17 protein-coding genes are annotated in these 20,943 nt (G+C 73.7%); 12 read left to right on the plus strand and 5 right to left on the minus strand.

Annotated features, from left to right (window positions below; all coding sequences use genetic code 11):
- Window positions 1-12: 12 nt before the first annotated feature.
- On the minus strand, window positions 13-825 hold the full coding sequence (locus ABD366_RS09000; protein WP_324774998.1) for an N-formylglutamate amidohydrolase: 813 nt from the start codon (window positions 823-825) through the stop codon (window positions 13-15).
- A 31-nt stretch (window positions 826-856) separates the two neighbouring features.
- On the minus strand, window positions 857-4,039 hold the full coding sequence (locus ABD366_RS09005) for an amidohydrolase family protein (RefSeq protein ID WP_324775000.1): 3,183 nt from the start codon (window positions 4,037-4,039) through the stop codon (window positions 857-859).
- Between the two features lie 292 nt (window positions 4,040-4,331).
- On the opposite strand from ABD366_RS09005, the gene ABD366_RS09010 reads away from it, so the two are divergent.
- From ABD366_RS09010 to ABD366_RS09035, 6 genes are all read left to right on the plus strand, one after another.
- On the plus strand, window positions 4,332-4,622 hold the full coding sequence (locus tag ABD366_RS09010; protein WP_411293866.1) for a tetratricopeptide repeat protein: 291 nt from the start codon (window positions 4,332-4,334) through the stop codon (window positions 4,620-4,622).
- A gap of 152 nt (window positions 4,623-4,774) precedes the next feature.
- A complete protein-coding gene (locus tag ABD366_RS09015; RefSeq protein WP_324775006.1) occupies window positions 4,775-6,013 on the plus strand; it encodes a methyltransferase in 1,239 nt (412 codons plus the stop codon).
- Between the two features lie 52 nt (window positions 6,014-6,065).
- Window positions 6,066-6,743 (plus strand): AIM24 family protein, encoded by a 678-nt coding sequence (locus tag ABD366_RS09020; protein WP_324775008.1) that lies wholly within the window; start codon window positions 6,066-6,068, stop codon window positions 6,741-6,743.
- Between the two features lie 107 nt (window positions 6,744-6,850).
- Window positions 6,851-8,404, plus strand: coding sequence for a hypothetical protein (locus ABD366_RS09025; RefSeq protein WP_324775011.1), 1,554 nt, complete (start codon window positions 6,851-6,853; stop codon window positions 8,402-8,404).
- 487 nt (window positions 8,405-8,891) lie between these two features.
- Entirely contained in the window at window positions 8,892-10,205 is a 1,314-nt protein-coding gene (locus tag ABD366_RS09030) for an AAA family ATPase (protein WP_324775014.1), read from the plus strand.
- A 179-nt stretch (window positions 10,206-10,384) separates the two neighbouring features.
- A complete protein-coding gene (locus tag ABD366_RS09035; protein WP_324775069.1) occupies window positions 10,385-11,590 on the plus strand; it encodes a vWA domain-containing protein in 1,206 nt (401 codons plus the stop codon).
- A gap of 27 nt (window positions 11,591-11,617) precedes the next feature.
- Here ABD366_RS09035 and ABD366_RS09040 read toward each other — a convergent pair whose 3' ends face one another.
- Window positions 11,618-13,042, minus strand: coding sequence for a dihydrolipoyl dehydrogenase family protein (locus tag ABD366_RS09040; protein WP_324775016.1), 1,425 nt, complete (start codon window positions 13,040-13,042; stop codon window positions 11,618-11,620).
- Window positions 13,043-13,185: 143 nt separating this feature from the next.
- On the opposite strand from ABD366_RS09040, the gene trxA reads away from it, so the two are divergent.
- Window positions 13,186-13,581 carry a thioredoxin gene (gene trxA, locus ABD366_RS09045; RefSeq protein WP_324775018.1) on the plus strand — a complete coding sequence of 132 codons (396 nt, stop codon included), beginning with the start codon at window positions 13,186-13,188 and terminating at the stop codon, window positions 13,579-13,581.
- 70 nt (window positions 13,582-13,651) lie between these two features.
- On the opposite strand, the gene ABD366_RS09050 is transcribed toward trxA, so the two are convergent.
- Together ABD366_RS09050 and ABD366_RS09055 are read right to left on the minus strand one after the other, a co-directional pair.
- Window positions 13,652-14,719, minus strand: a complete 1,068-nt coding sequence (locus ABD366_RS09050) for a LacI family DNA-binding transcriptional regulator (protein WP_324775020.1) — start codon at window positions 14,717-14,719, stop codon at window positions 13,652-13,654.
- An 82-nt stretch (window positions 14,720-14,801) separates the two neighbouring features.
- A complete protein-coding gene (locus ABD366_RS09055) occupies window positions 14,802-15,839 on the minus strand; it encodes a glycosyl hydrolase family 18 protein (RefSeq protein WP_324775022.1) in 1,038 nt (345 codons plus the stop codon).
- A 71-nt stretch (window positions 15,840-15,910) separates the two neighbouring features.
- Between ABD366_RS09055 and ABD366_RS09060 the strand changes: the two genes are divergently transcribed.
- The 5 genes from ABD366_RS09060 to egtD all read left to right on the plus strand — a co-directional run bounded on the left by ABD366_RS09060 (window position 15,911) and on the right by egtD (window position 20,931).
- The gene (locus ABD366_RS09060) at window positions 15,911-16,366 is read left to right on the plus strand and encodes a type II toxin-antitoxin system PemK/MazF family toxin (RefSeq protein ID WP_324775025.1); all 456 of its coding nucleotides are present in this window, start codon (window positions 15,911-15,913) and stop codon (window positions 16,364-16,366) included.
- A 209-nt stretch (window positions 16,367-16,575) separates the two neighbouring features.
- Window positions 16,576-17,865 carry an ergothioneine biosynthesis glutamate--cysteine ligase EgtA gene (gene egtA, locus ABD366_RS09065; RefSeq protein ID WP_324775027.1) on the plus strand — a complete coding sequence of 430 codons (1,290 nt, stop codon included), beginning with the start codon at window positions 16,576-16,578 and terminating at the stop codon, window positions 17,863-17,865.
- Entirely contained in the window at window positions 17,862-19,211 is a 1,350-nt protein-coding gene (egtB, locus tag ABD366_RS09070; RefSeq protein ID WP_324775030.1) for an ergothioneine biosynthesis protein EgtB, read from the plus strand. Before egtA ends, egtB begins: the two co-directional genes overlap by 4 nt.
- On the plus strand, window positions 19,211-19,966 hold the full coding sequence (gene egtC / locus ABD366_RS09075; RefSeq protein WP_324775032.1) for an ergothioneine biosynthesis protein EgtC: 756 nt from the start codon (window positions 19,211-19,213) through the stop codon (window positions 19,964-19,966). Before egtB ends, egtC begins: the two co-directional genes overlap by 1 nt.
- Entirely contained in the window at window positions 19,963-20,931 is a 969-nt protein-coding gene (gene egtD, locus ABD366_RS09080) for an L-histidine N(alpha)-methyltransferase (protein ID WP_324775034.1), read from the plus strand. The genes egtC and egtD overlap by 4 nt, the downstream gene beginning before the upstream one ends.
- Window positions 20,932-20,943: the final 12 nt, after the last annotated feature.

Genomic DNA, 20,943 nt, shown 5'->3' on the forward strand with positions numbered 1-20,943 from the left:
CGGCCAGTGCGCTCAGTCACGGGTCACCGCCTCGATCAGCTCCGCGAGGCAGGCCGCCGCCTCGGCCAGGCCGTCGTGCGGGGTGACGGGTTCGTCGAGGTAGACGTCGCGGCGCAGCTCCAGCATGAGGGCGCCGACGCGGGCGTCCTTGCCGTAGTGGCGCAGGGGTACGTACGCGCCGGCGAAAGGCGTGTTCAGGCCGATCTCTCCGAGCGGCGCGAACGCCTCGCGGGCCCGCTCCAGCAACGCGTCCGGGGTGTGGAAGGGGTCGGTGCCGAGGCAGACGGCCGGGCGCGGGTCCGTGCCGTGCAGCTCGTAGGGCAGGGCGCGGCTCGGGTACGAGTGGACGTCGATGATCACGGCCCGGCCGGTCGCCGCGAGGCGCTCGTCGACGGCCTGGGTCATCGCCCGCGCGTACGGGTGGAAGTACGTGGCGAGGAGAGCGGCCTCGTCGGCGGGCGGCTCGGGGCGCAGGGGCGCGCGCCCGGTGGTGCGGGTGTAGACGGCCCCCATGCCGGCCGCCCGCATCTCCTCCCGCTCGTCGGGGAACCGCTCGGGGTCCACGACCAGCCGGGACCGCTCGTTGACGAAGCGCCAAGGTGTCACCGCCGCGGCACCGGCGGCCTGCTCCGCGAGGTCCTGGGTGCGGGCGTCGGTGATGAGGTCCAGCTCCCGCTCCAGAGCGGCGTCGTCGAGCAGGAGCCCGGCGCGGACGTCGGCGGGGACGGTGCGGGAGCCGTGCGGCACGTGGAGGAGGACCGGCGAGTCCGGATCGCCGGGCACGAGGCGGTGAGCGGGCCCGTCACCGCGTACGGAGGTGTCCATGGCCCCCACTGTCCCCTCGTGCCGGGCGTCGCTAGAAGCCGGGGTCGCAGCAGCCGTCCTTCCTCATGTGGTGGCCGACCTCCAGCCAGTTCTCGTGTGCCCCGGCCGTGCGCGCCTTGGTGGTCACCGGTTCGAACGCGCCGACCAGGTCGGTCTGCCGGAAGGGGATGCCGCCGCGCAGCACGGAGGTCGTACGGACCAGGTCGTCGAAGTCGGTGAACGGGTCGCCGTCGACGAACGTGAGGTCGGCGAGCTTGCCCCGCTCCACGGTGCCGAGGTCGGCGTCGGCGCCGAAGACCCGCGCGGGCAGCACGGTCGCGGTGCGCAGGGCCTGGGCCGGGGAGAGCCCGCCACGGTGCAGGGCGCGCAGGGCGAGGTGGAGGTGGAGGCCGACGGGGACCAGCGGCTGGTCGGTGCCCAAGGCCACCTGGCCGCCCGCGGCGAGGATGCGCCGGTAGACGTCGGTCTCCCTTTTCAGAGTGGCGAGTTGGGCGTCGGTGGGCGGTGTCTTGGCCAGCTGGTCGACGACGGCGGTGTCCCAGGGCGGCATCATCGCGGTGACGCGCGGGTCGTCCGCGAGCGCTGGGTCCGCGCCGAGCAACGGCGAGGCGGTGAACGGCGTCGCGATGAGGTGGAACCCGGCCCGCGTGTAGATCTCCTCGACATCCTGGTACGCGTGGCCGCCCGCGGTGGTGGCGTGCCCGAACTCCAGCCGCTGGGTCGCCTGGAGATGGGTCGTCAGGTCCTGGCCGAGCTGGACTCCGGGTGTGCACAGGTGGCTGCCGCTGCGCACGCCGAGCCGTTCGTGGGCGAAGCGTGCCGCTTCCTTCATCACCCAACCGGGCGCTCGTACATAGGTCTTGACGAAGTCCCAGTCGAGCGCCGCCGCCCGGTCCAGGGAGCGGCGCAGTCCCGCGCGGGTGCGGTGGGCGCGGCCCATGCTGTACGCGACGCGGGCTCCGTCCAGGAGTTCGCCGGTGGCCAGCAGGCGTGGTCCGGCGAGCGCACCGGCGTTCACGGCTTCCCGGATGCGGGCCTGTTCGTAGGCGAAGCCGCCGAGGGAGACGGCGGTCGTGATGCCGTACGCGAGTTGCAGCGCGGTCTGCCGGCCGCCGTAGGTGGACTGCCAGGGGTGGGTGTGGGAGTCCCACAGGCCCGGCAGGACCGTCCGGTCGGAGGCGTCGATCCGGCGGGCGGCGGGCCGGTGGCTCGCGCGGTGCGCCTGTACGGCGGTGATGCGCCCGCGTTCGACGGTGATGTCGACGTCGTCGCGGACCGTGGCGCCGGTGCCGTCCCAGAGCCGCCCGGCGTGCACCACGGTGTCGGCGGGGCGGGGGCGGCGCTGGTCGAGGGGGAGGCGGACGGTGCGGGCGGTGCCGTCGGCGGTGTCCAGCAGGCGGAGTTTTCCGGCGGAGAGGTAGAGCAGGGTGCGGCTGTCGGCGGCCCAGCTCGGGTGGTCGGCGGGCTCCTCGGTGACCTGGCGGGGCGGGCCGTCGGGGGTGCCGTCGGGGCGGACCGGCAGGAGCCACAGCGCGGACTCGACGACGACGGCCATGGTGCGGCCGTCGGGGGACCAGGCGGGCCCCGAGTCGTAGCGGTCGGCCAGCGAGACGTGCGGGGCGACCGCGTGCAGCGCCACCTCGCCGGTGGTGGTGTCGATGACGCGGATCAGGTTGTAGCCCTCGCGGAAGCGCTGGTTGAGGCGGCCGCGGTCGCACAGGGCTACGTAGCGGCCGTCGGGCGACCAGCAGGGCCGGCCGGGCAGGCCGCCGCTGCCCATCGGCTTGGCCAGTACCCGCTCCGTCTTCGCGGCGAGGTCGCGGACGACGAGGTTGCCGGACATGTCCAGGCACGCGAGGCGGGCGCCGTCCGGCGAGAGCGCGGGGAAGACCCGGCCGCCCTCGGCGAGGGCGGTCTCTCTGCCGGTGGCCAGGTCGTGGCGGCGCACGGAGAACAGGCCCGCGCGGTCGTCGGCGTAGACGAGCCCCTTGCCGTCGGGGGTCCAGGTGGGGGCGAGGACGTAGCGCGTCGCTGTGGCGCGGACGATCCTGCGCGGGGCGAGGCCGCCCGAAGTGGCGCCCACCCACAGGGAGTTGAGCGCGGCGAATGCGACCGAGCGGCCGTCGGGGGAAAGGGTGGGCAGGTGCGGGGCGCGCACCGGGTGCACTCCCCCGGGCTCGAAGTCGTAGCGCTTGACGCGGTAGCGGGGCCGCTCGGCGGAGTACCGCGCGGTGAAGGGGATGCGCTCGGCGTCCCCGGGCGCGTCGGGGCGCACGATGCGGAACGTGCCGTCGACGGTGAGGAGCAGGGTGTCCTCGCCGGTCCAGCGCGGCGGCACCGGAGCGAGGTCGCCCGGCACCTCGACGGGCCGGCCGTCGACGACGAGGGTGCAGCTCGCGGCGGGCGCCGGGGTGGTCCGCAGCTGGGCGAGGCGGCCACGCGGCGAGACGGCCGGGGTCATGAGCTGGGCGCCGGAGTCGTCACTGCGCTCGGTGGTGACGGGCCCGGCTCCGTCTGCGCCGACCGACGCGATGGTCGAGGCCTGCAGGGTGCCGGCCGGGGTGACGGCACCGCGGACGAACAGCACGCGGGTGCCGTCCGGCGACCAGGTGGGGTCGAAGTCCTCCCAGGCGCCGGTCTGCCCGGGCCCGGGCTGTCCCGGAAGGCCGGTCAGCTGCGTCAGTTTCCCGTCGCGTACGTCGATGGCCCAGACGCGGTACGGGCTGCCGGTGACGGGGTCGCCGCCGCGCTCGGAGGCGAACGCGATGCGGGTGCCGTCCGGGGACCAGGCGGGGCCGCGGTCGTCCCAGGGGCCGTCCGTCAGCCGGCGCGGTGTGCCGCCGTCGGCGTCCAGGAGCCACAGGTGGAAGCCCCCGCCCTGGTAGGCACTGACGACGAGGCGGCTGCCGTCCGGGCTGAACTGCGGCCGGGTGGGCTCGAGTTCGGGTGTCGTGAGCGCTGTCGCGGCGCCGCCCTCGCGTGGGATCGACCACAGGACGTTCTGGATCTCGGCGACGAGGCGGTCGCCGGTCGGGGCGAGGGTGGCGGCTCCGTTCGTGGCCCGGGTGAACGACAGCGCGGCGGGTCGGGCATCGGCCGCGGCGGCGCCCGGGTCGAGGGAGGCGCCCGCGGCGACGGCGCCCGCCGTGACGGTGGTGGTCTGCAGGAAGCGACGGCGGGAGAGGGCGGGACCGGAGAGGCGGGTGGTGTCCATGGGGCTCCCAAGGCACAGAGGGTGTGCAGGACCGGAGGGTGCGCGAGCGGGACAGGAGACCCACAGCAACATACGGGGCCCGGCCACGGGATGGCCCCGGCCCGCGCGAGTACGGCCGGATCTCTGCGCCGGGCCCCCGGGCCGGGCACGGAAGCTGCCAGGGGGTGACCTGCGCGGCGACGCCCCGGGAATATGCCGGAAGCCTCCTGGGTTGACGGCCCCGAAGGAGGCAATCGTGGAGCAGAAGTACTACGAGCATGGGACGGCCGCGGAGCGCTGGGAGCGGGCGCGGATGTTCTTCGACGCCAAGGAGTACACGACCGCCGCGGGGATCCTGGACGGCCTCGTCGAGGAGGTCCCGGAGCAGGTGGGCCCGCGTCTGCTGCTCGCCCGTTCCTACTACCACTCGGCTCAACTGCGGCGCGCCGAGAGCCAGTTGCGCATCATCGTCGAGCGCGACCCGGTCGAGCACTACGCCCGGCTGATGCTCGGGCGGACGCTGGAGCGCCAGGGCCGGGACGCCGAGGCGGCGCCGCACCTGCGGATGGCGGCGGCCCTCGCCGGAGATTTCCCGGAGGACTGAGCCGCCGGGCGGCTCCCGGGGGCCGAGGCGGGCCCCAGAGGCGAAGGATGGTGCGGCCGGGTGTGACACGCCCGGCCGCGCCGCTGCGTGCGGGCACTCGGTCAGCCCGGTCGCGCCGCTGCGTGCGGGCACTCGGTTAGCCTGGTCGGACGATGAACCGCACCGATCAGCCCGCCCCGGCCGCCCACCGTCTGACGACCCCCTGGGGGGACGTCGACCTCACCCGCTTCCCGGCGGACCCTCGCGACCAGCTGCGCGCCTGGGACGCCGCGGACACGTACCTGCTCAAGCACCTCGCCGAGAACCGGACCGACCTCTCCGGTGCCGTCGTGGTGGTCGGTGACCGCTGGGGCGCCCTCGGCACGGCCCTGACCGGAGCCGACGGCTGCTCGCCGACGCTGATCTCGGACTCGTACCTCGGTCAGCAGGCGACCGGCGAGAACCTGGCCCGCAAGGACACCGCCGGGGCCGGGGCCACGCTGCTCACCACGCAGGACACCCCGCCGGACCGGGTCGACGTCCTGCTGGTCCGGGTGCCCAAGAGCCTCGCTCTGCTGGAGGAGCAGCTGCACCGGCTGCGGCCCGCCCTGCACGAGGGCACCGTGGTCATCGGCACCGGCATGGTCAAGGAGATCCACACCTCGACGCTGAACCTGTTCGAGCGGATCATCGGCCGCACCCGCACCTCGCTCGCCGAGAAGAAGGCGCGGCTCATCTTCAGCACGCCGGACCTGTCCCTGTCCCCCGGCCGCAATCCATGGCCGCTGCGCTATCAACTGCCCGACGGCATCGGCCCGTTGGCGGGCCGGACGGTCGTCAACCACGCCGGCGTGTTCTGTGCCGAGCGCCTGGACATCGGCACCCGCTTCCTCCTGCGGCATCTGCCGCGGGGCGCCGAGGCCACCCGGATCGTCGACCTGGGCTGCGGGAACGGCGTCGTGGGGACGAGCGCCGCGCTCACAAGCCCCGACGCGGAGATCCTGTTCACCGACGAGTCGCACCAGGCGGTGGCGTCGGCCGAGGCGACGTACGCGGAGAACTGCGGCGACCGGCCGGGCAAGGCCGTCTTCCGGGCCGGCGACGGACTGGCGGACGTACCGGACGCGAGCGTCGACCTGGTCCTCAACAACCCGCCCTTCCACACGCACCAGGCGACGACGGACGCGACGGCGTGGCGGATGTTCGCGCAGGCGCATGCCGCGCTGCGGCCGGGCGGCGAGCTGTGGGTCGTCGGCAACCGGCACCTCGGCTACCACCTGAAGCTGCGCCGCCTCTTCGGCACCAGCGAACTCGTCGCGAGCGACCCGAAGTTCGTGATTCTGAAGGCGGTACGCCAGGACGGGTCGTCGAAACGGGAGCGGGGCCGGGACCAGCGGGCACAGCGCCCTTGATGTGGCCTTCCCGTGCTTGTCGGAACGGATCTCCTTGGGCGACGATGCACCCATGAAGGGTGATCTTTTCGCAAGTGAGTACATGGTGCAGCCCGCCGTCGCGCCGGGCATGACCGTCCAGAACGCCAAGTCGATCCGCTACGTCGTCAACGGCGAGATGCTCGCGCGGCAGGGCGCGATGATCGCCTACCGGGGGAATCTGCACTTCGAGCGCAAGGGCCAGGGCGTCGGCGGCATGCTCAAGCGGGCCGTCACCGGCGAGGGCCTGGCCCTGATGAAGGTGCACGGCCAGGGCGAGGCCTGGTTCGCGCAGGAGGCGCAGAACGTCTTCGTGGTCGACATCGAGCCCGGCGACACCTTCACGGTCAACGGGCGCAACGTGCTGTGTTTCGACGCCACGCTGTCGTACGAGATCAAGACGGTGAAGGGCGCGGGGATCTCCGGCGGCGGCCTGTTCAACAGCGTCTTCACCGGGCAGGGCAAGCTCGGCCTGGTCTGCGAGGGCAACCCGCTCGTCCTGCCGGTCTCCCCGCAGCAGCCGGTGTACGTGGACACGGACGCGGTGGTCGGCTGGAGCACCAGCCTCCGTACGTCGCTGCACCGTTCGCAGTCCATCGGCTCGATGATCCGCGGCGGCTCCGGCGAGGCGGTGCAGCTGATGCTGGAGGGCGAGGGCTTCGTGGTCGTCCGGCCCAGCGAGGCGACACCGCAGAAGCCGCAGCAGCACTAGCGATCATTAAAGGACTGACAGATCGCCGTCGGGGTGGTTACGATTCCGGGGATGAAGAACTTCTCCTTTTCTGGAATGGGGGATTCGTTCGCTCAAGGTGAGTGCTGATGGCACATCACTTCGCGAACGAGATTCCGGCCCATCTGTTGATCTGGCAGCGCGTACGTGAGTACGCCGTGCCCTCGTCCATGATCGAGACTGCGACCGTACGACGTGCGGCCGGCGACTGGGCGGGGGCCTGCGCCGCCGCCCGCGTGGACGTCGCTCTCGATCTGCGCGCCGTGCGCGACCGCCACGGCACCGATTTCGCCCACCTCCTGCGCACGGATCTGCGTCGGCTGGCGCCCGATCTGCTGCGCTGGCACATGCCCCGCACCGCCCCCGACGGGCGGCTCCGTCCCGGCCTCACCCTGTCGCTGGCCCGGTACCCGAACTCCGGCGCCACACCGGTGCAGTTGGTGGTGCGGACGCCACCGGCCCGGGCGGATGCCGGGCAGCGGATGTCGCTGAGCCTTTGGGAGGGGCCCGGGACCGGTGATGTACCCGCGCACCACCCGCATCCGCACCCCGACCGGCGGTTCCGGCTCGACCTGCACCGCCATCTCTGGGACGCCACGCGCAGCGGGGAACTGGCGCACAGGTCCTTGCCGGGCGCGGCGCCACCCGGCCCACCCCCCGACATGGTCAAGTCTGCCTGGGCGCAAGGGCGTTGGGCCGCCGAAGCGGAGTTGCTGCTGCGCGCCGACGGACGTCCGCGCGGCGCCTTCACCGTACGGCTGGCCGCACGGAACCGGGTGGTACTCGAACTCGTCGCCCCGGACGACAGCCACGCCCCGACGTTCCGGCCGCTACGGGAGGCGCTGCCCGCGCAGGAGGTCGCGGCGCTTCCTCTGCTGCCGGAGGCGGCGGCCCGGGCCCTGCCTGACCGGGAACTGTTGCGGGCCGGGCTGATCACGGCGGAGCGGCTGCATCCACTGGTCGCGGCGGCACTGGCGCCGTCCGGCACGGGGACGGGGCCGGGGCCGGGGGTCGCCGCGTCGCGTCCCCGGCCTCCGGAACCGGACGATCCGCATCGGGTGGAGTGCCGGGGCGAGGTGCACCGGATCGCGCTACGGGACCAGGTGCTGACGGCGGTCGACCACGACCCGGCCCAACTGCGCCGCGAGGAGCTCCTGGTGGCGCTCGGCGGGCCCGCCCTGCCCTGCCTGCGGGCGATCGACGCGGTGCACCGGGACCCGGAGGCGCTGCCCGCGGTCCGGGAACGGCTCGGGCACGGTGACGTCGCCGGGGCGCTGGACGTGGTCGAGGGGCTGCTCGGCCGTGCCGCGGTCCTGCGCGACGGCCCGCTCCGGGACGCCCTGGAATCGGCAGCGGCCCGCCGCGTCGATCACGGCCTCTTCAGCTCGGGCCTCGTCGCCGTGCATCCCGCCGCGGGTACGGGGAGGGGCCTGAACGCGTCGGGTACCGGAGGTGTCCTGGGGGCGTCGGGTACCGGAGGTGTCCTGGGGGCGTCGGGTACCGGAGGTGTCCTGGGGGCGTCGGGTACCGGGCGCGCGGAGCGGCCGTTCCGTCCCCGGCTCGACCGCCATACGCCGTTGGCCCTCCGCCACAAACGCGACAGCCGCGCGCGACCCCGAACGGGACTGACCGTGAGCCGTTGACCGGTTGCCTGCCCGGATCCCGTACGAACGCGGGCCGGCTGCCTCGCCATGCCCCTGACCCCGTTCCAGCGACTCCGCAACACTGCCGCCCGAACCGGCGAGCCCGCACCCCCATCGACCGACGTCCGGCTGCCCGGCAGCCCCACGGCCCAGCCGGACGTCGTGGGGGCCGGTCGCCCAGGTGGCCGGGCGACCTGCCCACCGACCAGCGATTCACCGGCGCACCGACCGGGCGGGCGTCATGGCGACCGGGCGTCCTGCCTGCTGAGCCGCGTACCGACCAACGAACCCGCCGCACACCGCCCGGCCGGGCGGCAGCCCGAACCGCGTCCTCGCCCGCCCACCCGCGACCTGCTTCCTTCAGACCCGCCGGGCCGTTGCCCGGCCGCGCTGCCGAGTGATGCCCGTACCGGACACACGTACCGCCCTCTCCGCCCTCTCCGCCCCGGACGGGCTTCCCGTCCCTCACTCCTCACAGGTGATGCCCATGACCCCCAGCACCGTCCTGCCCGCCCCCGCCTCGACCCCGGCCCCCGCCCTCCGTACACCCGCACCCGCACCGGCACCCGCTGTCGTATCCGCACAACTCGCCCTCGCCGACGACCTGTTGTCGATCCTCCGGACCAGTACCACCGAGCCGCGGCCCGATGAGCAGCTCGAAGCGCTCACGCTGGCCGTCGCGGCCGATCTGCCCGTGCTGCTCTGGGGTGAGCCGGGTATCGGCAAGACCGCGGCCCTGACGCAGCTCGCGGCCTCCCTCGGGCTGCCCCTGACCACCGTGATCGCCAGCGTGCACGAGCCGTCCGACTTCTCCGGGCTGCCCATCGTCGGCGACGACCCGGCGCGGCAGGGTGTTCCGATGGCGCCGCCGCAGTGGGCGGTCGAACTCGTGCGGGCCGGGCGGGGGTTGCTCTTCCTGGATGAACTCTCGACCGCCACCCCGGCCGTCCAGGCCGCCCTGCTCAGGGTCGTTCTGGAGCGGCGGGTCGGCGCCCTGCAACTGCCGAAGGGGGTACGGATCGTGGCCGCCGCCAACCCGCGCGCCTCGGCCGCGGACGGGTGGGAGCTGAGCCCGCCGCTGGCCAACCGGTTCGTGCACGTGCAGTGGGTGCACGACCGGGAGGTGGTCGTGCGCGGGCTCGGCGGGGTCTGGCCCCGCGCCGAACTGCCCCGCCTCGACCCGGAGCGGCTGACCGAGGCCGTCGCCTTCGCCCGGCGCTCGGTCTGCGGCTTCCTGGAAGCCCGGCCGACGCTGATCCACCGGCTTCCGAGTACCGAGACGCGGCGCGGTGGCGCCTGGCCCTCGCCCCGGAGCTGGGAGGCCGCCATGACCCTGCTGGCCTTCGGTACGGCGGCCGACGTCTCCCGCGACGTGCTGGCCCTCCTGGTACGGGGCGCCGTGGGTGACGGTCCCGGACTCGAACTCCTCGCGCACCTGGACCGGATGGACCTGCCGAACCCGGAGACGTTGCTGGCCGACCCGGCCTCCGCCGAACTCCCTGAACGGGGCGATCTGCGGCAGGCGACGCTGGAAGCGGTCGTGTCCGCCGTCGGGGCGCGGCCGGAGCGGGAACGCTGGGAGGCGGGCTGGGCGGTACTCGTCCGGGCGCTGGAGACCGGCGCTCCCGATCTCCTGGTCGCCCCGGCGACGGCGCTGGCCGCCCTGCGGCGCGACGACTGGGAGGTGCCGGAGGCGGTGGAACGGCTGGCCGGAGTGATCGGCCTCGCACGGCGCGCCGACCGGTCCGTGCACCGGGTCACGCCCATCGGCGCCGCACATTCGGCCGGTACCCGCCGATGACGAGCGCCGGGCAGCCCCCGCTGCCGTCCCCGGCTCCGCGCCCGTCGCCACCCGTGACACCCCGCGCGGCCCCGCGCCCGATGCCGCGGCCCGCACCACCCCGTCCGGCGCGAGTCGCCGTTCCCGTGACCGCGACCGGCTCCCGCGCGTCGAGCGGATACCCCGAACTCGCCCTGGACATGGAGAAGTTGCTGGCCGCCCGCCTGCACGCCGTAAAGGTGCGACCCTATCTGGCGGACGCGCTCTTCGCCCTGCACATCGTGGTGGACAGGACCGTACCGACGATGGCGGTGGACGCGCACTGGCGCTGCTACGTCTCCCCCGGTTTCGTGGCACGCACCCCGGTGGAGGAGCTGGCAGGGGTGTGGGTGCACGAGGTCTCCCACCTTCTCCGCGATCATCACTCGCGGGGCGCGCGCCATGCGCGGGAGCACGAGGAGCAGGGGCCCGGCGCGCGGCTGCGGCGCAACATCGCCGCCGACTTCGAGATCAACGACGACATCTACGGCGACGGGCTGCCCCGGCCCGCCGGGGCCGTGCTGCCGTCACTGCTGCGGCTGCCCGGCGGCCTCCTGATGGAGGAGTACCTGCGGACGACGTCGATGTCGGGGCTCGGCGCGGAACTCGCCTGGCTGGACTGCGGCAGCGCCGCCGACGGGCAGGACCGGCCGTGGGAGCTGGGACCCGACGGGGCGCACGGGCTGAGCAGACAGCAGCGGGACGCGGTCCGCTTCCGGGTGGCGGAGGGGATCAGGGGCCGGCCGGGTGACGCGCCGGACGGGTGGCGCCGGTGGGCGGAGACGGCGTTCCAACCGCCGCAGCCGTGGCGGCAGTTGCTGGGGGCGGCGGTCCGCTCGGCGGCGGGCGCGCCGGGGGTGGGCGAGAACCACAGCTACCGGCGTCCTTCCCGGCGCTCGGCGAGCGTGCCCGGTGTGGTGCTGCCGAGCCTGCGCCGTACGCCGCCCCGGGTCTGCGTCGTGATCGACACCTCCGGTTCCGTCAGCGACGCGGAGCTGGGCAGCGCGCTCCTGGAGGTGGCGGCGATCTCGCGGGCGGTGGGCGGGCGGCGCGACCTGGTGTCGGTGATCTCCTGCGACGCGGCCGCCGGGATCGCTGTCCCGATCTGCCGGGCGGAGAACATCGAGCTGATCGGCGGCGGCGGAACCGATCTGCGCGCCGGTTTCGCCCGGGCCCTGCGCTCCCGGCCCCGGCCGGACGTGATCGTCGCGCTGACCGACGGCCAGACCCCGTGGCCTTCCGCGCAGCCGCCCTGCCGCACCGTCGTCGGCCTCTTCCCGCGCCCGGCCCGCCGCGTGAACGAGAACGACCCCGACTACGTCCCGGACACCCCGCCGCCCTGGGCCCGTGTCGTCACCATCAACTGAGCGGTGACGACAGCCGGGCCCGTCGGCTCAGCCGCGATACGTCTCCAGCAACCGCAGCCACACCTCGCTGACCGTCGGATACGAAGGCACCGCGTGCCACAGCCGGTCGATCGGGACCTCGCCGGCGATCGCGATCGTCGCCGAGTGGATGAGTTCGCCGACGCCGGGGCCGACGAAGGTGACGCCGAGGAGCACCTCCCGGTCGAGGTCGACGATCATGCGGGCGCGGCCGGTGTAGCCGTCGGCGTAGAGGCTCGCTCCGGCCACGTTCGCCATGTCGTAGTCGACGGCGCGTACGCGGTGGCCCGCCTCCTCGGCCTCGGCCAGGGTCAGGCCCGCGCTCGCCGCCTCCGGGTCGGTGAAGACGACCTGGGGGACGGCGGAGGTGTCGGCGGTGGCCGCGTGGGCGCCCCAGCGGTCGGTCTCCAGGAGCGGCACACCGGCGGCCCGCGCGGCGATCACGTCGCCCGCGATCCGGGCCTGGTACTTGCCCTGGTGGGTGAGGAGGGCGCGGTGGTTGGCGTCGCCGACCGCGTAGAGCCAGTCGTGGCCCTCGACGCGCAGGGTGTCGTCGACGGTCAGCCAGGACCCGGGCTTCAGGCCCACCGTCTCCAGGCCGATGTCGTCGGTGCGCGGGGCGCGGCCGGTCGCGAAGAGGATCTCGTCGGCCTCCAGCGTCGATCCGTCGCCGAGGGTGACGGTGACGGTGGAGCCCTGGCGCTCGACGGCCTTCACCGACGTTCCCGTACGCACGTCGGCGCCCGCTTCGCGCAGCGCGTCCGCGACGAGTTCACCGGCGAACGGTTCCATCCGGTTCAGCAGGCTGTCGCCGCGTACGAGCAGGGTGACCTGTGAGCCGAGCGCCTGCCAGGCCGTGGCCATCTCGGTCGCCACGACTCCCCCGCCGACCACGACCAGGCGGCCGGGCGCGTGGTCGGAGCTGGTCGCCTCGCGGCTGGTCCAGGGCTTGACGTCGGCGATGCCGGGCAGGTCGGGCAGGGCGGCGCGGGTGCCGGTGCACACGGCCACGGCGTGCCGGGCGGTCAGCGTGGTGACCGTGCCGTCGTCCGCGGTGACCGTGACCCGGCGCGGTCCGGAGAGGCGGCCGTGGCCGCGGTGGAGGGCGACGCCGATGGACTCGATCCAGCCGACCTGGCCGTCGTCCTTCCAGTGGGAGGTGAAACCGTCGCGGTTGGCGAGTACGGCGGCGGTGTCGAGCGGCCCCTCCACGGCCTGGCGCAGGCCCGGCACACGGCGGGCGTCCGCGCGGGCGATCACCGGGCGCAGCAGCGCCTTGCTGGGCATGCACGCCCAGTACGAGCACTCGCCGCCGACGAGCTCGCTCTCCACGATGGCGGCGCTCAGTCCGCCGGCCCGTGCGCGGTCCGCGACGTTCTCGCCGACCGGTCCTGCTCCCACCACTACTACGTCGTACTCGATAGCTTCCGTCATAGGCACCAGTGTGTACGTAGGTGTGCCGCTGAGCCACATGGGTACGTGCGCGGAATACGGCCGCTCTGCGGACCGTTGTGCCCAGCGGCTTTGCCCTTTACGGCTTCGCCCCGAACCCAGGAAGCAGGAAGAGGGAAATCACCATGAGCAGCACCACCGTGGAGCTGACCAAGGAGAACTTCGATCAGATGGTCACGGAGAACGAATTCGTGCTGATCGATTTCTGGGCGTCCTGGTGCGGGCCCTGCAAGCAGTTCGCCCCCGTGTACGAGAAGTCCGCCGAGGCCAACCCCGATCTGGTCTTCGGCAAGGTCGACACCGAGGCGCAGCCGGAGCTGGCCGCCGCGTTCGGTATCCAGTCGATCCCCACGCTGATGATCGTCCGTGACCAGGTGGCCGTGTTCGCCCAGCCGGGTGCGCTGCCGCAGGAGGCGCTCGACGACGTGATCGGGCAGGCCCGCAAGCTCGACATGGACGAGGTCCGCAAGTCCGTCGCCGAGCAGCAGGCGCAGGCGGCCCAGCAGCCCGAAGAGGGCTGAGAGCCGACAGCTGCGGGAAGAGGCGGTCGCCACGCACGGCGACCGCCTCTTTCTGTTCGAAGACGGGAACTCAGGTCGATTCGCGGGGTACCGTGCTCGCGACCAGCACGTCCCGTACCTCGGGTGCCGCCGCCGGATCGCGCACCAGCCGGTCGACGAGTCCGGCGAGCTCCTCGCCCGAGGGCAGGTCGATCCGGACCGTGCTGAGGCGGGGGCGCAGCAGCCGGCCGAGCATCAGGTCGTCGGCGCCGATGACGGCGACCTCGCCGGGGATGTCGGCGCCCGCGTCCTGGAGTGCGCGCATCAGCAGCATCGCGTATTCGTCGTTGTAGGCGAAGACGGCGTCGAGGCCCAGTTCGCGCAGGTGTGCGGCGGCGCGGGCCGCGTCGTCCTCCTCGTAGGCGAGAGGCAGTCGCACCACCTGCGCCCCGCTCTCCTGTACGCCCGCCAGGCGGGGCAGCGCGAACATGTCGAGGCCCTCCTCGCGGGGCATGACCACGCCGACCCGGCGGTGGCCGCGGGCCAGGAGGTGGGCTCCCGCGGCGCGGCCGACCTCGCGGTGGTCCATGATCAGCGCGTGGGTGCCCGCCACTGGGTCGGGGCCCAGGGTGATGACGACCTTGGCGCCGGAGCGTTTGAGGATGCCGATGCCGTCGGGGCCCATGGCGACCGGGGCCAGGACGGCGACCGGGCGCAGTTCGGCCCAGGCGCGGGCCGCGTCCTCGCCGCCGAGGCCGACGCTGCCGTACTGCACGACGGTGTAGTCGAGGCGGCTCAGCGCCCACTGCAGTTCGTTGAGGAAGCCGCTGTAGAGCGGGCCGACGGGCACCTCGGGGGTCGGCATCAGGACGATGCGGGTGTGTCCGGCGCGCAGGCTGCGGGCGGCGGCGTGCGGGACGTAGCCGAGTTCCTTCGCGGCTTCGCGGACGCGGCGCCGGGTGGGTTCGCTGATCCGGACGGCGCTGGTGTTGTTCAGGACGTAGCTGACCGTGGCCCGTGAGACGCCGGCCAGGCGCGCGACGTCGGCGCTCGTCGGCACGGCGCCGCGGGCGGGCCCGGCGGGTGCGACGGGCCCTGCGGATACGGCCTCGAGGGCTGCGGACGGCTGGGCGGGCTGCTGCTTCGGTATCTGCACCATGACCCACGGCATCTTTCCAGACGGGCCACCGCGGGCGGGCTCCGGGCAGGCCGTGGCCCGCCCCCTGCCCGGGCACCTGCGGCTATCCGGCGGCCAGCGTCCGCCACAGCTCGGGCTGCTCGAAACCGAGCGCCCACAGCACGGTGTTCACCACTTTGTACTTGCGCAGGGCCGGCAGGTGGGCGGCGGTGCCTCGGGCGTCCTGGTACCAGACGGTGCGACGGGTCCCGCCGTCCTGGTACGTGAAGTGCGGTGTGCTCGAGCCGGGGTCGAGGGCGTAGGGCGCCCTGACCTTGCGGCGCAGCGCGTCGGCCTCCTTCGAGGTCAGGTGTATCGCCCGGTCGCTGCTGCCGACCGCCCAGTCCCAGCCGTAGGCGGGCAGGCCCATCTCCAGTTTGTCGCGCGGTACTTCGGCCGTCGCGCGGGCCAGGATCTCGTCGTACCAGCGTGGTGTCGTCAGCGGTCCCGGTGGTCCTTCGGCGTGGTGGAGGTTGTACGCCATGATGCGCATCCGGTCGGCGGCGGCGCCCAGCTTGCGGTAGTCCCAGACGCGGCCGGTGGTACGGGTCTTGGGGGTGACGGTGACGAAACACTGCTTGCGCAGGGCGTGCAGTCGCGCGCACAGGTCGCTCACGAAGGCGGCGTAACCGGCGCGCACGGCGGGGTACTTGGCATCCGGGGTCGGCGCGATGGTCTCGTAGTCGAGGTCGAGTCCGTCGTAGGCGCGGCTGCGGACGACGGTGAGCAGGGCCTTCACATGTGCCGTGCGCTGGGCGGGGCTGGTCAGGACGGCGCCCAGGACGCCGGGCTTCAGCTGCTCCATGACGGTGGGGACGACCTGGATCCCCTGGGCGTGGAGGCCGTCGACGACGCGGCGGTCACCGGCGCCGGGGTGGCCGTCGACGCGGGTCGCGGACTTCGTCTCGTACCAGAAGGGGCTGATGGTCCGCAGCTGCGCGGCGTGCGCGAGGGCCTCGCGGTAGGCGGCCTCCTGGTTCCAGTAGGGCAGCCAGGCGGAGACGGTGCGCGCGGGCGGCGCCGGGGGAAGGGGGGCCGCGGCGCCCAGGCTGAGCAGGACGGCGAGGGCGGACAGGGCGCTTCGGTGTATTCGTCGTGCCATGCGCCGAGCCTGCGGTGCGTCCGCCGTACCCGCCGCGCGGATTGCGCCGTCCAGCCTCTAACGTGACCCGCGTGACTGCCTTTACAGATGACCAGGCGTACGAACACCCGGGCCGCAGCGGTGCGACGGCCACGGTGGAGGCCGATCCGCGGCGGGTGGGGCCGGTGCGCACCGAGTACGCGCCCGAGCACGACGGCGACCCGGACCCGGGCGAGATCGTCTGGACGTGGGTGCCCTACGAGGAGAACGACGGGCGCGGCAAGGACCGGCCGGTGCTCGTCGTCGCGCGCGAGGCGGCGGGCACGCTGCTCGCCGTGCAGCTGTCCAGCAAGCGGCACGACCACGACCGGGAGTGGGTGCCGATCGGTTCGGGGCCTTGGGACAGCAGTGGGCGCGACTCGTGGGTGGACGTGGACCGGGTGCTGCGCGTGCACGAGCGCGGGATGCGGCGCGAGGCGTGCGCCCTGGACCGGGGCCGCTTCAATCTGGTGGTGCTGCGGCTGAGGGAGCGCTACGGCTGGAAGTGACTGAACGGTGACGGCCGGGGCAACAGTTCTCCGTCCCTCCCAGGAGAGCCCCGGGGAAGCCGACAGCAAGCCCAGGGGCACTCTTGTGCGAAGCGCCGCGAGCGTCTTGGGTGGGACGGGCATGGCCCGGATCGGCCCACGCCGGTCCGAATCGCCGACCTGGCCCCCACCGGGGACCATGGACGCACGAGGACCAGGAGGATCCCGGCATGAGCGAGGGAGACTGTACGGCCTACGGTGACCCGGTCACCGAGGCGGAGGCGGAGGCCCTGGTGCAGGGCATCTGCTTCAAGACGGGCCCGCCCCGCACGGTGGGCGTGGAGCTGGAGTGGATCGTCCACGAGCCGCGGCGCCCACGTCACCAGGTGGCACCCGAACGACTCGACGCGGCCTATGTCGCACTGCGCGCCCTGCCCCTGGGCTCGGCGCTCACCGTGGAACCCGGCGGTCAGCTGGAGCTGAGTTCGCTCCCCGCCGCCACGCTGATGGAATGTGTCTCGGCCATGCGGGCCGATCTGACCGCCGTCCGCGCCGCGCTCCGCGGTCACGGACTCGTCCTGTCCGGCCACGGCACCGACCCGTGGCGGCCCCCGCGACGTGTCCTCCACCAACCCCGTTACGACGCCCTCGAGGCGTCCCTCGACCGTGCGGGTCCCGCCGGGCGGTCCATGATGTGCTCCTCCGCCTCCGTGCAGGTGTGCCTGGACGCCGGGTACGAGGAGCCGGGCCCGCTGGGCCACGGCCGGCGCTGGCGGCTCGCTCATCTGCTGGGCCCCGTCCTGGTCGCCGCGTTCGCCAACTCCCCCATGCTGTCGGGGCGTTCGACGGGCTGGCGGTCCACACGGCAACTGCTGTGGGAGCGCATCGCCGTGGGCCGTTCGGGAGCGCCGCCGCTCGACGGCGAGCCGCGCGCGGCCTGGACACGGCACGTCCTGGACGCGCCCGTGATGTGCGTGCGCACGGACAGCGGCCCGTGGCACGTCCCCGAGGGGCTGTCGTTCCGGCAGTGGGCCCGCGGCGGCGGCACGGTACGGCCGCCGGCCCGCTCCGACCTCGACTACCACCTGACCACGCTGTTCCCGCCGGTGCGGCCGCGCGGCCATCTCGAACTGCGCATGATCGACGCGCAGCCGGGTGACGACGGGTGGCTCGTGCCGCTCGCCGTGACCACCGCCCTCTTCGACGATCCGCAGGCGGCCGAGACCGCGTACCGGATCGTCAAGCCGCTGGTGGAGCGCGCCGGTCCGCTGCCCGCGCCGCACAACCCGCTGTGGCGGGAGGCGGCCAGGGCCGGTCTGGCCGACCCCGAGCTGCGTGAGGCGGCGACGGCCTGCTTCGCGGCGGCCCTGGACGCGCTGCCCAGGATCGGTGCGGCCCCCGACGTGCAGCGGGCGGTCGCGGACTTCACCCACCGCCATGTCGTGCGCGGCCGGTGTCCCGCCGACGACGTGCTCGATCTGCTGCCCGAACCCGCACAGGGGAGGACCGTCCGCTCATGACCATCGAGGAGAACGTCACCACGGACCCGGAGGCGCTGCGCCGTCGCGCGGCCGATGCCCTGCTGGCCGCGCGGCGCCGCACCACCCTCCTGACGAGCTGTGTGGAGGGGCCCGAACTGACCGCGCAGCACTCGCCGTTGATGTCGCCGCTGGTGTGGGACCTGGCGCACATCGGCAACCAGGAGGAGCAGTGGCTGCTGCGGGCGGTGGCGGGCCGTGCGGCGATGCGGCCCGAGATCGACCCGCTGTACGACGCGTTCGAGCACCCGCGCGCCGAACGCCCCAGCCTGCCGCTGCTCGCTCCGCAGGAGGCCCGCGGCTACGCGGCCGAGGTGCGCGGCAGAGCGCTCGACATCCTGGACTCGGCGTCGTTCGAGGCGGACGGTGCCGAGCGGCTGACCCGCTCCGGTTTCGCCTTCGGCATGATCGCGCAGCATGAGCAGCAGCACGACGAGACGATGCTGATCACGCATCAGCTCCGGGCGGGCGCGGCGGCGCTCACCGCCCCCGACCCCGAGCGGCCGGCGCGGCCCTTCGACGGTCCGGCCGAAGTCCTCGTCCCGGGCGGCCCGTTCACGATGGGTACGACGGCCGAGCCGTGGGCGCTGGACAACGAGCGGCCCGCGCACGCCCGGTTCGTGCCGGCCTTCCGCATCGACACGACGCCCGTGACGAACTCCGCGTACATGGAGTTCATCGCCGACGGCGGCTACCGCAACACCCGCTGGTGGTCGCCCGCGGGCTGGGCGATGGTGCGCGACCACGGTTTCGAGGCGCCGCAGTTCTGGCGGCGGGAGGCGGGCCAGTGGCTGCGCAGGCGCTTCGGGGTCACGGAGGTGGTCCCGCCCGACGAGCCGGTGCTGCACGTGAGCTGGTACGAGGCCGACGCCTACGCCCGCTGGGCCGGGCGCCGGCTGCCGACCGAGGCGGAGTGGGAGAAGGCAGCCCGCTTCGACCCCGCGTCGGGCCGCTCGACGCGCTACCCGTGGGGCGACGCCGACCCGACGCCGGACCACGCGAACCTGGGCCAGCGCCATCTGCGTCCGGCCGTCGCCGGCAGCTACCCGCTGGGTGCGTCGCCGCTCGGCGTACGGCAGTTGATCGGCGATGTCTGGGAGTGGACTTCGAGCGACTTCCTGCCCTATCCCGGCTTCGTCGCCTACCCCTACCGCGAGTACTCGGAAGTGTTCTTCGGCCCCGACCACAAGGTGCTGCGGGGCGGCTCGTTCGCGGTGGACGCGGTGGCGTGCCGGGGCACGTTCCGCAACTGGGACCTGCCGATCCGGCGGCAGATCTTCTCGGGCTTCCGCACCGCGCGCGACGCCGACGCGCAGGAGGCCTCCTGATGTGCCGTCACTTGGCCTACGTGGGACCGCCGGTTCCGCTGGGCGAGGTACTGGACGCGCCCCCGCACAGTTTGTTCCGCCAGTCGTGGGCGCCGCGCCGGCAGCGGTACGGCACGGTCAACGCCGACGGTTTCGGTGTGGGCTGGTACGCGGACGGGGACCCGGCGCCCGCCCGGTACCGGCGCGCGGGGCCGATCTGGGGTGACCGGTCGTACGCGGATCTGGCCCGTGTGGTCCGCTCCGGGGCGCTGCTCGCGGCCGTCCGGGACGCCACCCTCGCCGGCGCCGACGGGGAGGCCGCGGCGGCGCCGTACGCGTCCGGGCCCTGGCTGTTCAGCCACAACGGCGCGGTGCCCGGCTGGCCGGACTCGCTGGCGCCGCTCGTGTCCACGCTGCCCGCGGCCGATCTGCTGTCCATGGAGGCCCGTTGCGACGCGGCGTTCCTGTGGGCGCTGGTGCTGAGGCGGCTGCGCTCGGGGGACGACGAGGCGCAGGCGCTGGCCGACACCGTCCTCGAGGTGGCCGAGGCCGCGCCCGCCGCCCGCCTGAACCTCCTCCTCACCAACGGCGAGACGATCGCCGCGACCGCCTGGGGCGACACCCTCTGGTATCTCGCCCGGCCCGGCCGCAGCGTCGTCGTCGCCTCCGAGCCGTATGACGGCGATCCGCACTGGACCGAGGTGCCCGACCGCACACTGCTCGCGGCCGACCGTACCGACGTCCTGCTGACCCCGCTCAAGGAGCCGTCCGCGTGAGCCCGTACGCAACCACCCGCACCCTGCCCGAGGACGCCACGGGGGCCGCGCTGCGGTCCGACGTCCTGGCCGGTCTGACCGGTTCCCCCAAGACGCTGCCGCCCAAGTGGTTCTACGACGCGCACGGCAGCGACCTCTTCGACGAGATCACCACACTGCCCGAGTACTACCCGACGCGCGCCGAGCGGGAGATCCTCATGGCGCGGGCCGCGGAGATCGCGGGGGCGACGGGCGCACGGACCCTGATCGAGCTGGGCTCGGGCTCCTCCGACAAGACCCGGCACCTGCTGGAGGCGTTCTCGGAGCTGACGCACTACGTGCCCGTGGACGTCAGCGAGAGTGCGCTGCGGGGTGCCGCGAAGCTGCTCCTCGCCGAGCATCCCGCGCTGGACATCCACGCCCTGGTCGCCGACTTCACCCGGCCGCTCGTGCTGCCGCCGACGCCCGGGCCCCGTCTGGTGGCGTTCCTCGGCGGCACGATCGGCAATCTGCTGCCCGAGGAGCGCACGGCGTTCCTGACGTCGGTACGGCAGCTGCTGTCGCCCGGTGACTTCTTCCTGCTGGGCACCGATCTGGTCAAGGACGAGGCGACGCTGGTCGCCGCGTACGACGACGCGGCGGGCGTCACCGCGGCGTTCGACAAGAACGTCCTGAGCGTGGTCAACCGCGAACTCGGCGCCGACTTCGACCTCGACGCGTTCGACCACGTGGCCGTCTGGGACGCCGGGCGGGAGTGGATCGAGATGCGGCTGCGCTCCGCCGTGGCGCAGACCGTGAAGGTTCCGGCGCTGGATCTCGCGGTGAACTTCGCGGCGGGTGAGGAGCTGCGGACGGAGGTGTCGGCCAAGTTCCGGCGCGAGGGGGTACAGAGTGAACTCGCAGCGGCAGGCCTTGAGTTGACGCAGTGGTGGACGGACTCGGAGGGACGGTTCGCGGTGTCGCTGAGTACGGTGCCGGCTTCCTGAGACGCATCCCCG

This window comes from Streptomyces kunmingensis (assembly GCF_039533535.1).
In the GTDB taxonomy this organism is placed as follows: domain Bacteria; phylum Actinomycetota; class Actinomycetes; order Streptomycetales; family Streptomycetaceae; genus Streptomyces; species Streptomyces kunmingensis.

Bases quoted from the DNA above. Each gene is read 5' to 3' on its own strand.
- ABD366_RS09005 (WP_324775000.1), bottom strand. From the start codon at position 4,039: ATGGACACCACCCGCCTCTCCGGTCCCGCCCTCTCCCGCCGTCGCTTC.
- ABD366_RS09010 (WP_411293866.1), top strand. From the start codon at position 4,332: ATGTTCTTCGACGCCAAGGAGTACACGACCGCCGCGGGGATCCTGGAC.
- egtB (WP_324775030.1), top strand. From the start codon at position 17,862: ATGACCATCGAGGAGAACGTCACCACGGACCCGGAGGCGCTGCGCCGT.
- trxA (WP_324775018.1), top strand. From the start codon at position 13,186: ATGAGCAGCACCACCGTGGAGCTGACCAAGGAGAACTTCGATCAGATG.
- ABD366_RS09050 (WP_324775020.1), bottom strand. From the start codon at position 14,719: ATGGTGCAGATACCGAAGCAGCAGCCCGCCCAGCCGTCCGCAGCCCTC.
- ABD366_RS09015 (WP_324775006.1), top strand. From the start codon at position 4,775: ATGAACCGCACCGATCAGCCCGCCCCGGCCGCCCACCGTCTGACGACC.
- ABD366_RS09025 (WP_324775011.1), top strand. From the start codon at position 6,851: ATGGCACATCACTTCGCGAACGAGATTCCGGCCCATCTGTTGATCTGG.
- egtA (WP_324775027.1), top strand. From the start codon at position 16,576: ATGAGCGAGGGAGACTGTACGGCCTACGGTGACCCGGTCACCGAGGCG.
- ABD366_RS09030 (WP_324775014.1), top strand. From the start codon at position 8,892: ATGACCCCCAGCACCGTCCTGCCCGCCCCCGCCTCGACCCCGGCCCCC.
- ABD366_RS09055 (WP_324775022.1), bottom strand. From the start codon at position 15,839: ATGGCACGACGAATACACCGAAGCGCCCTGTCCGCCCTCGCCGTCCTG.
- ABD366_RS09035 (WP_324775069.1), top strand. From the start codon at position 10,385: ATGGAGAAGTTGCTGGCCGCCCGCCTGCACGCCGTAAAGGTGCGACCC.
- ABD366_RS09000 (WP_324774998.1), bottom strand. From the start codon at position 825: ATGGACACCTCCGTACGCGGTGACGGGCCCGCTCACCGCCTCGTGCCC.
- ABD366_RS09040 (WP_324775016.1), bottom strand. From the start codon at position 13,042: ATGACGGAAGCTATCGAGTACGACGTAGTAGTGGTGGGAGCAGGACCG.
- egtC (WP_324775032.1), top strand. From the start codon at position 19,211: ATGTGCCGTCACTTGGCCTACGTGGGACCGCCGGTTCCGCTGGGCGAG.
- ABD366_RS09020 (WP_324775008.1), top strand. From the start codon at position 6,066: ATGAAGGGTGATCTTTTCGCAAGTGAGTACATGGTGCAGCCCGCCGTC.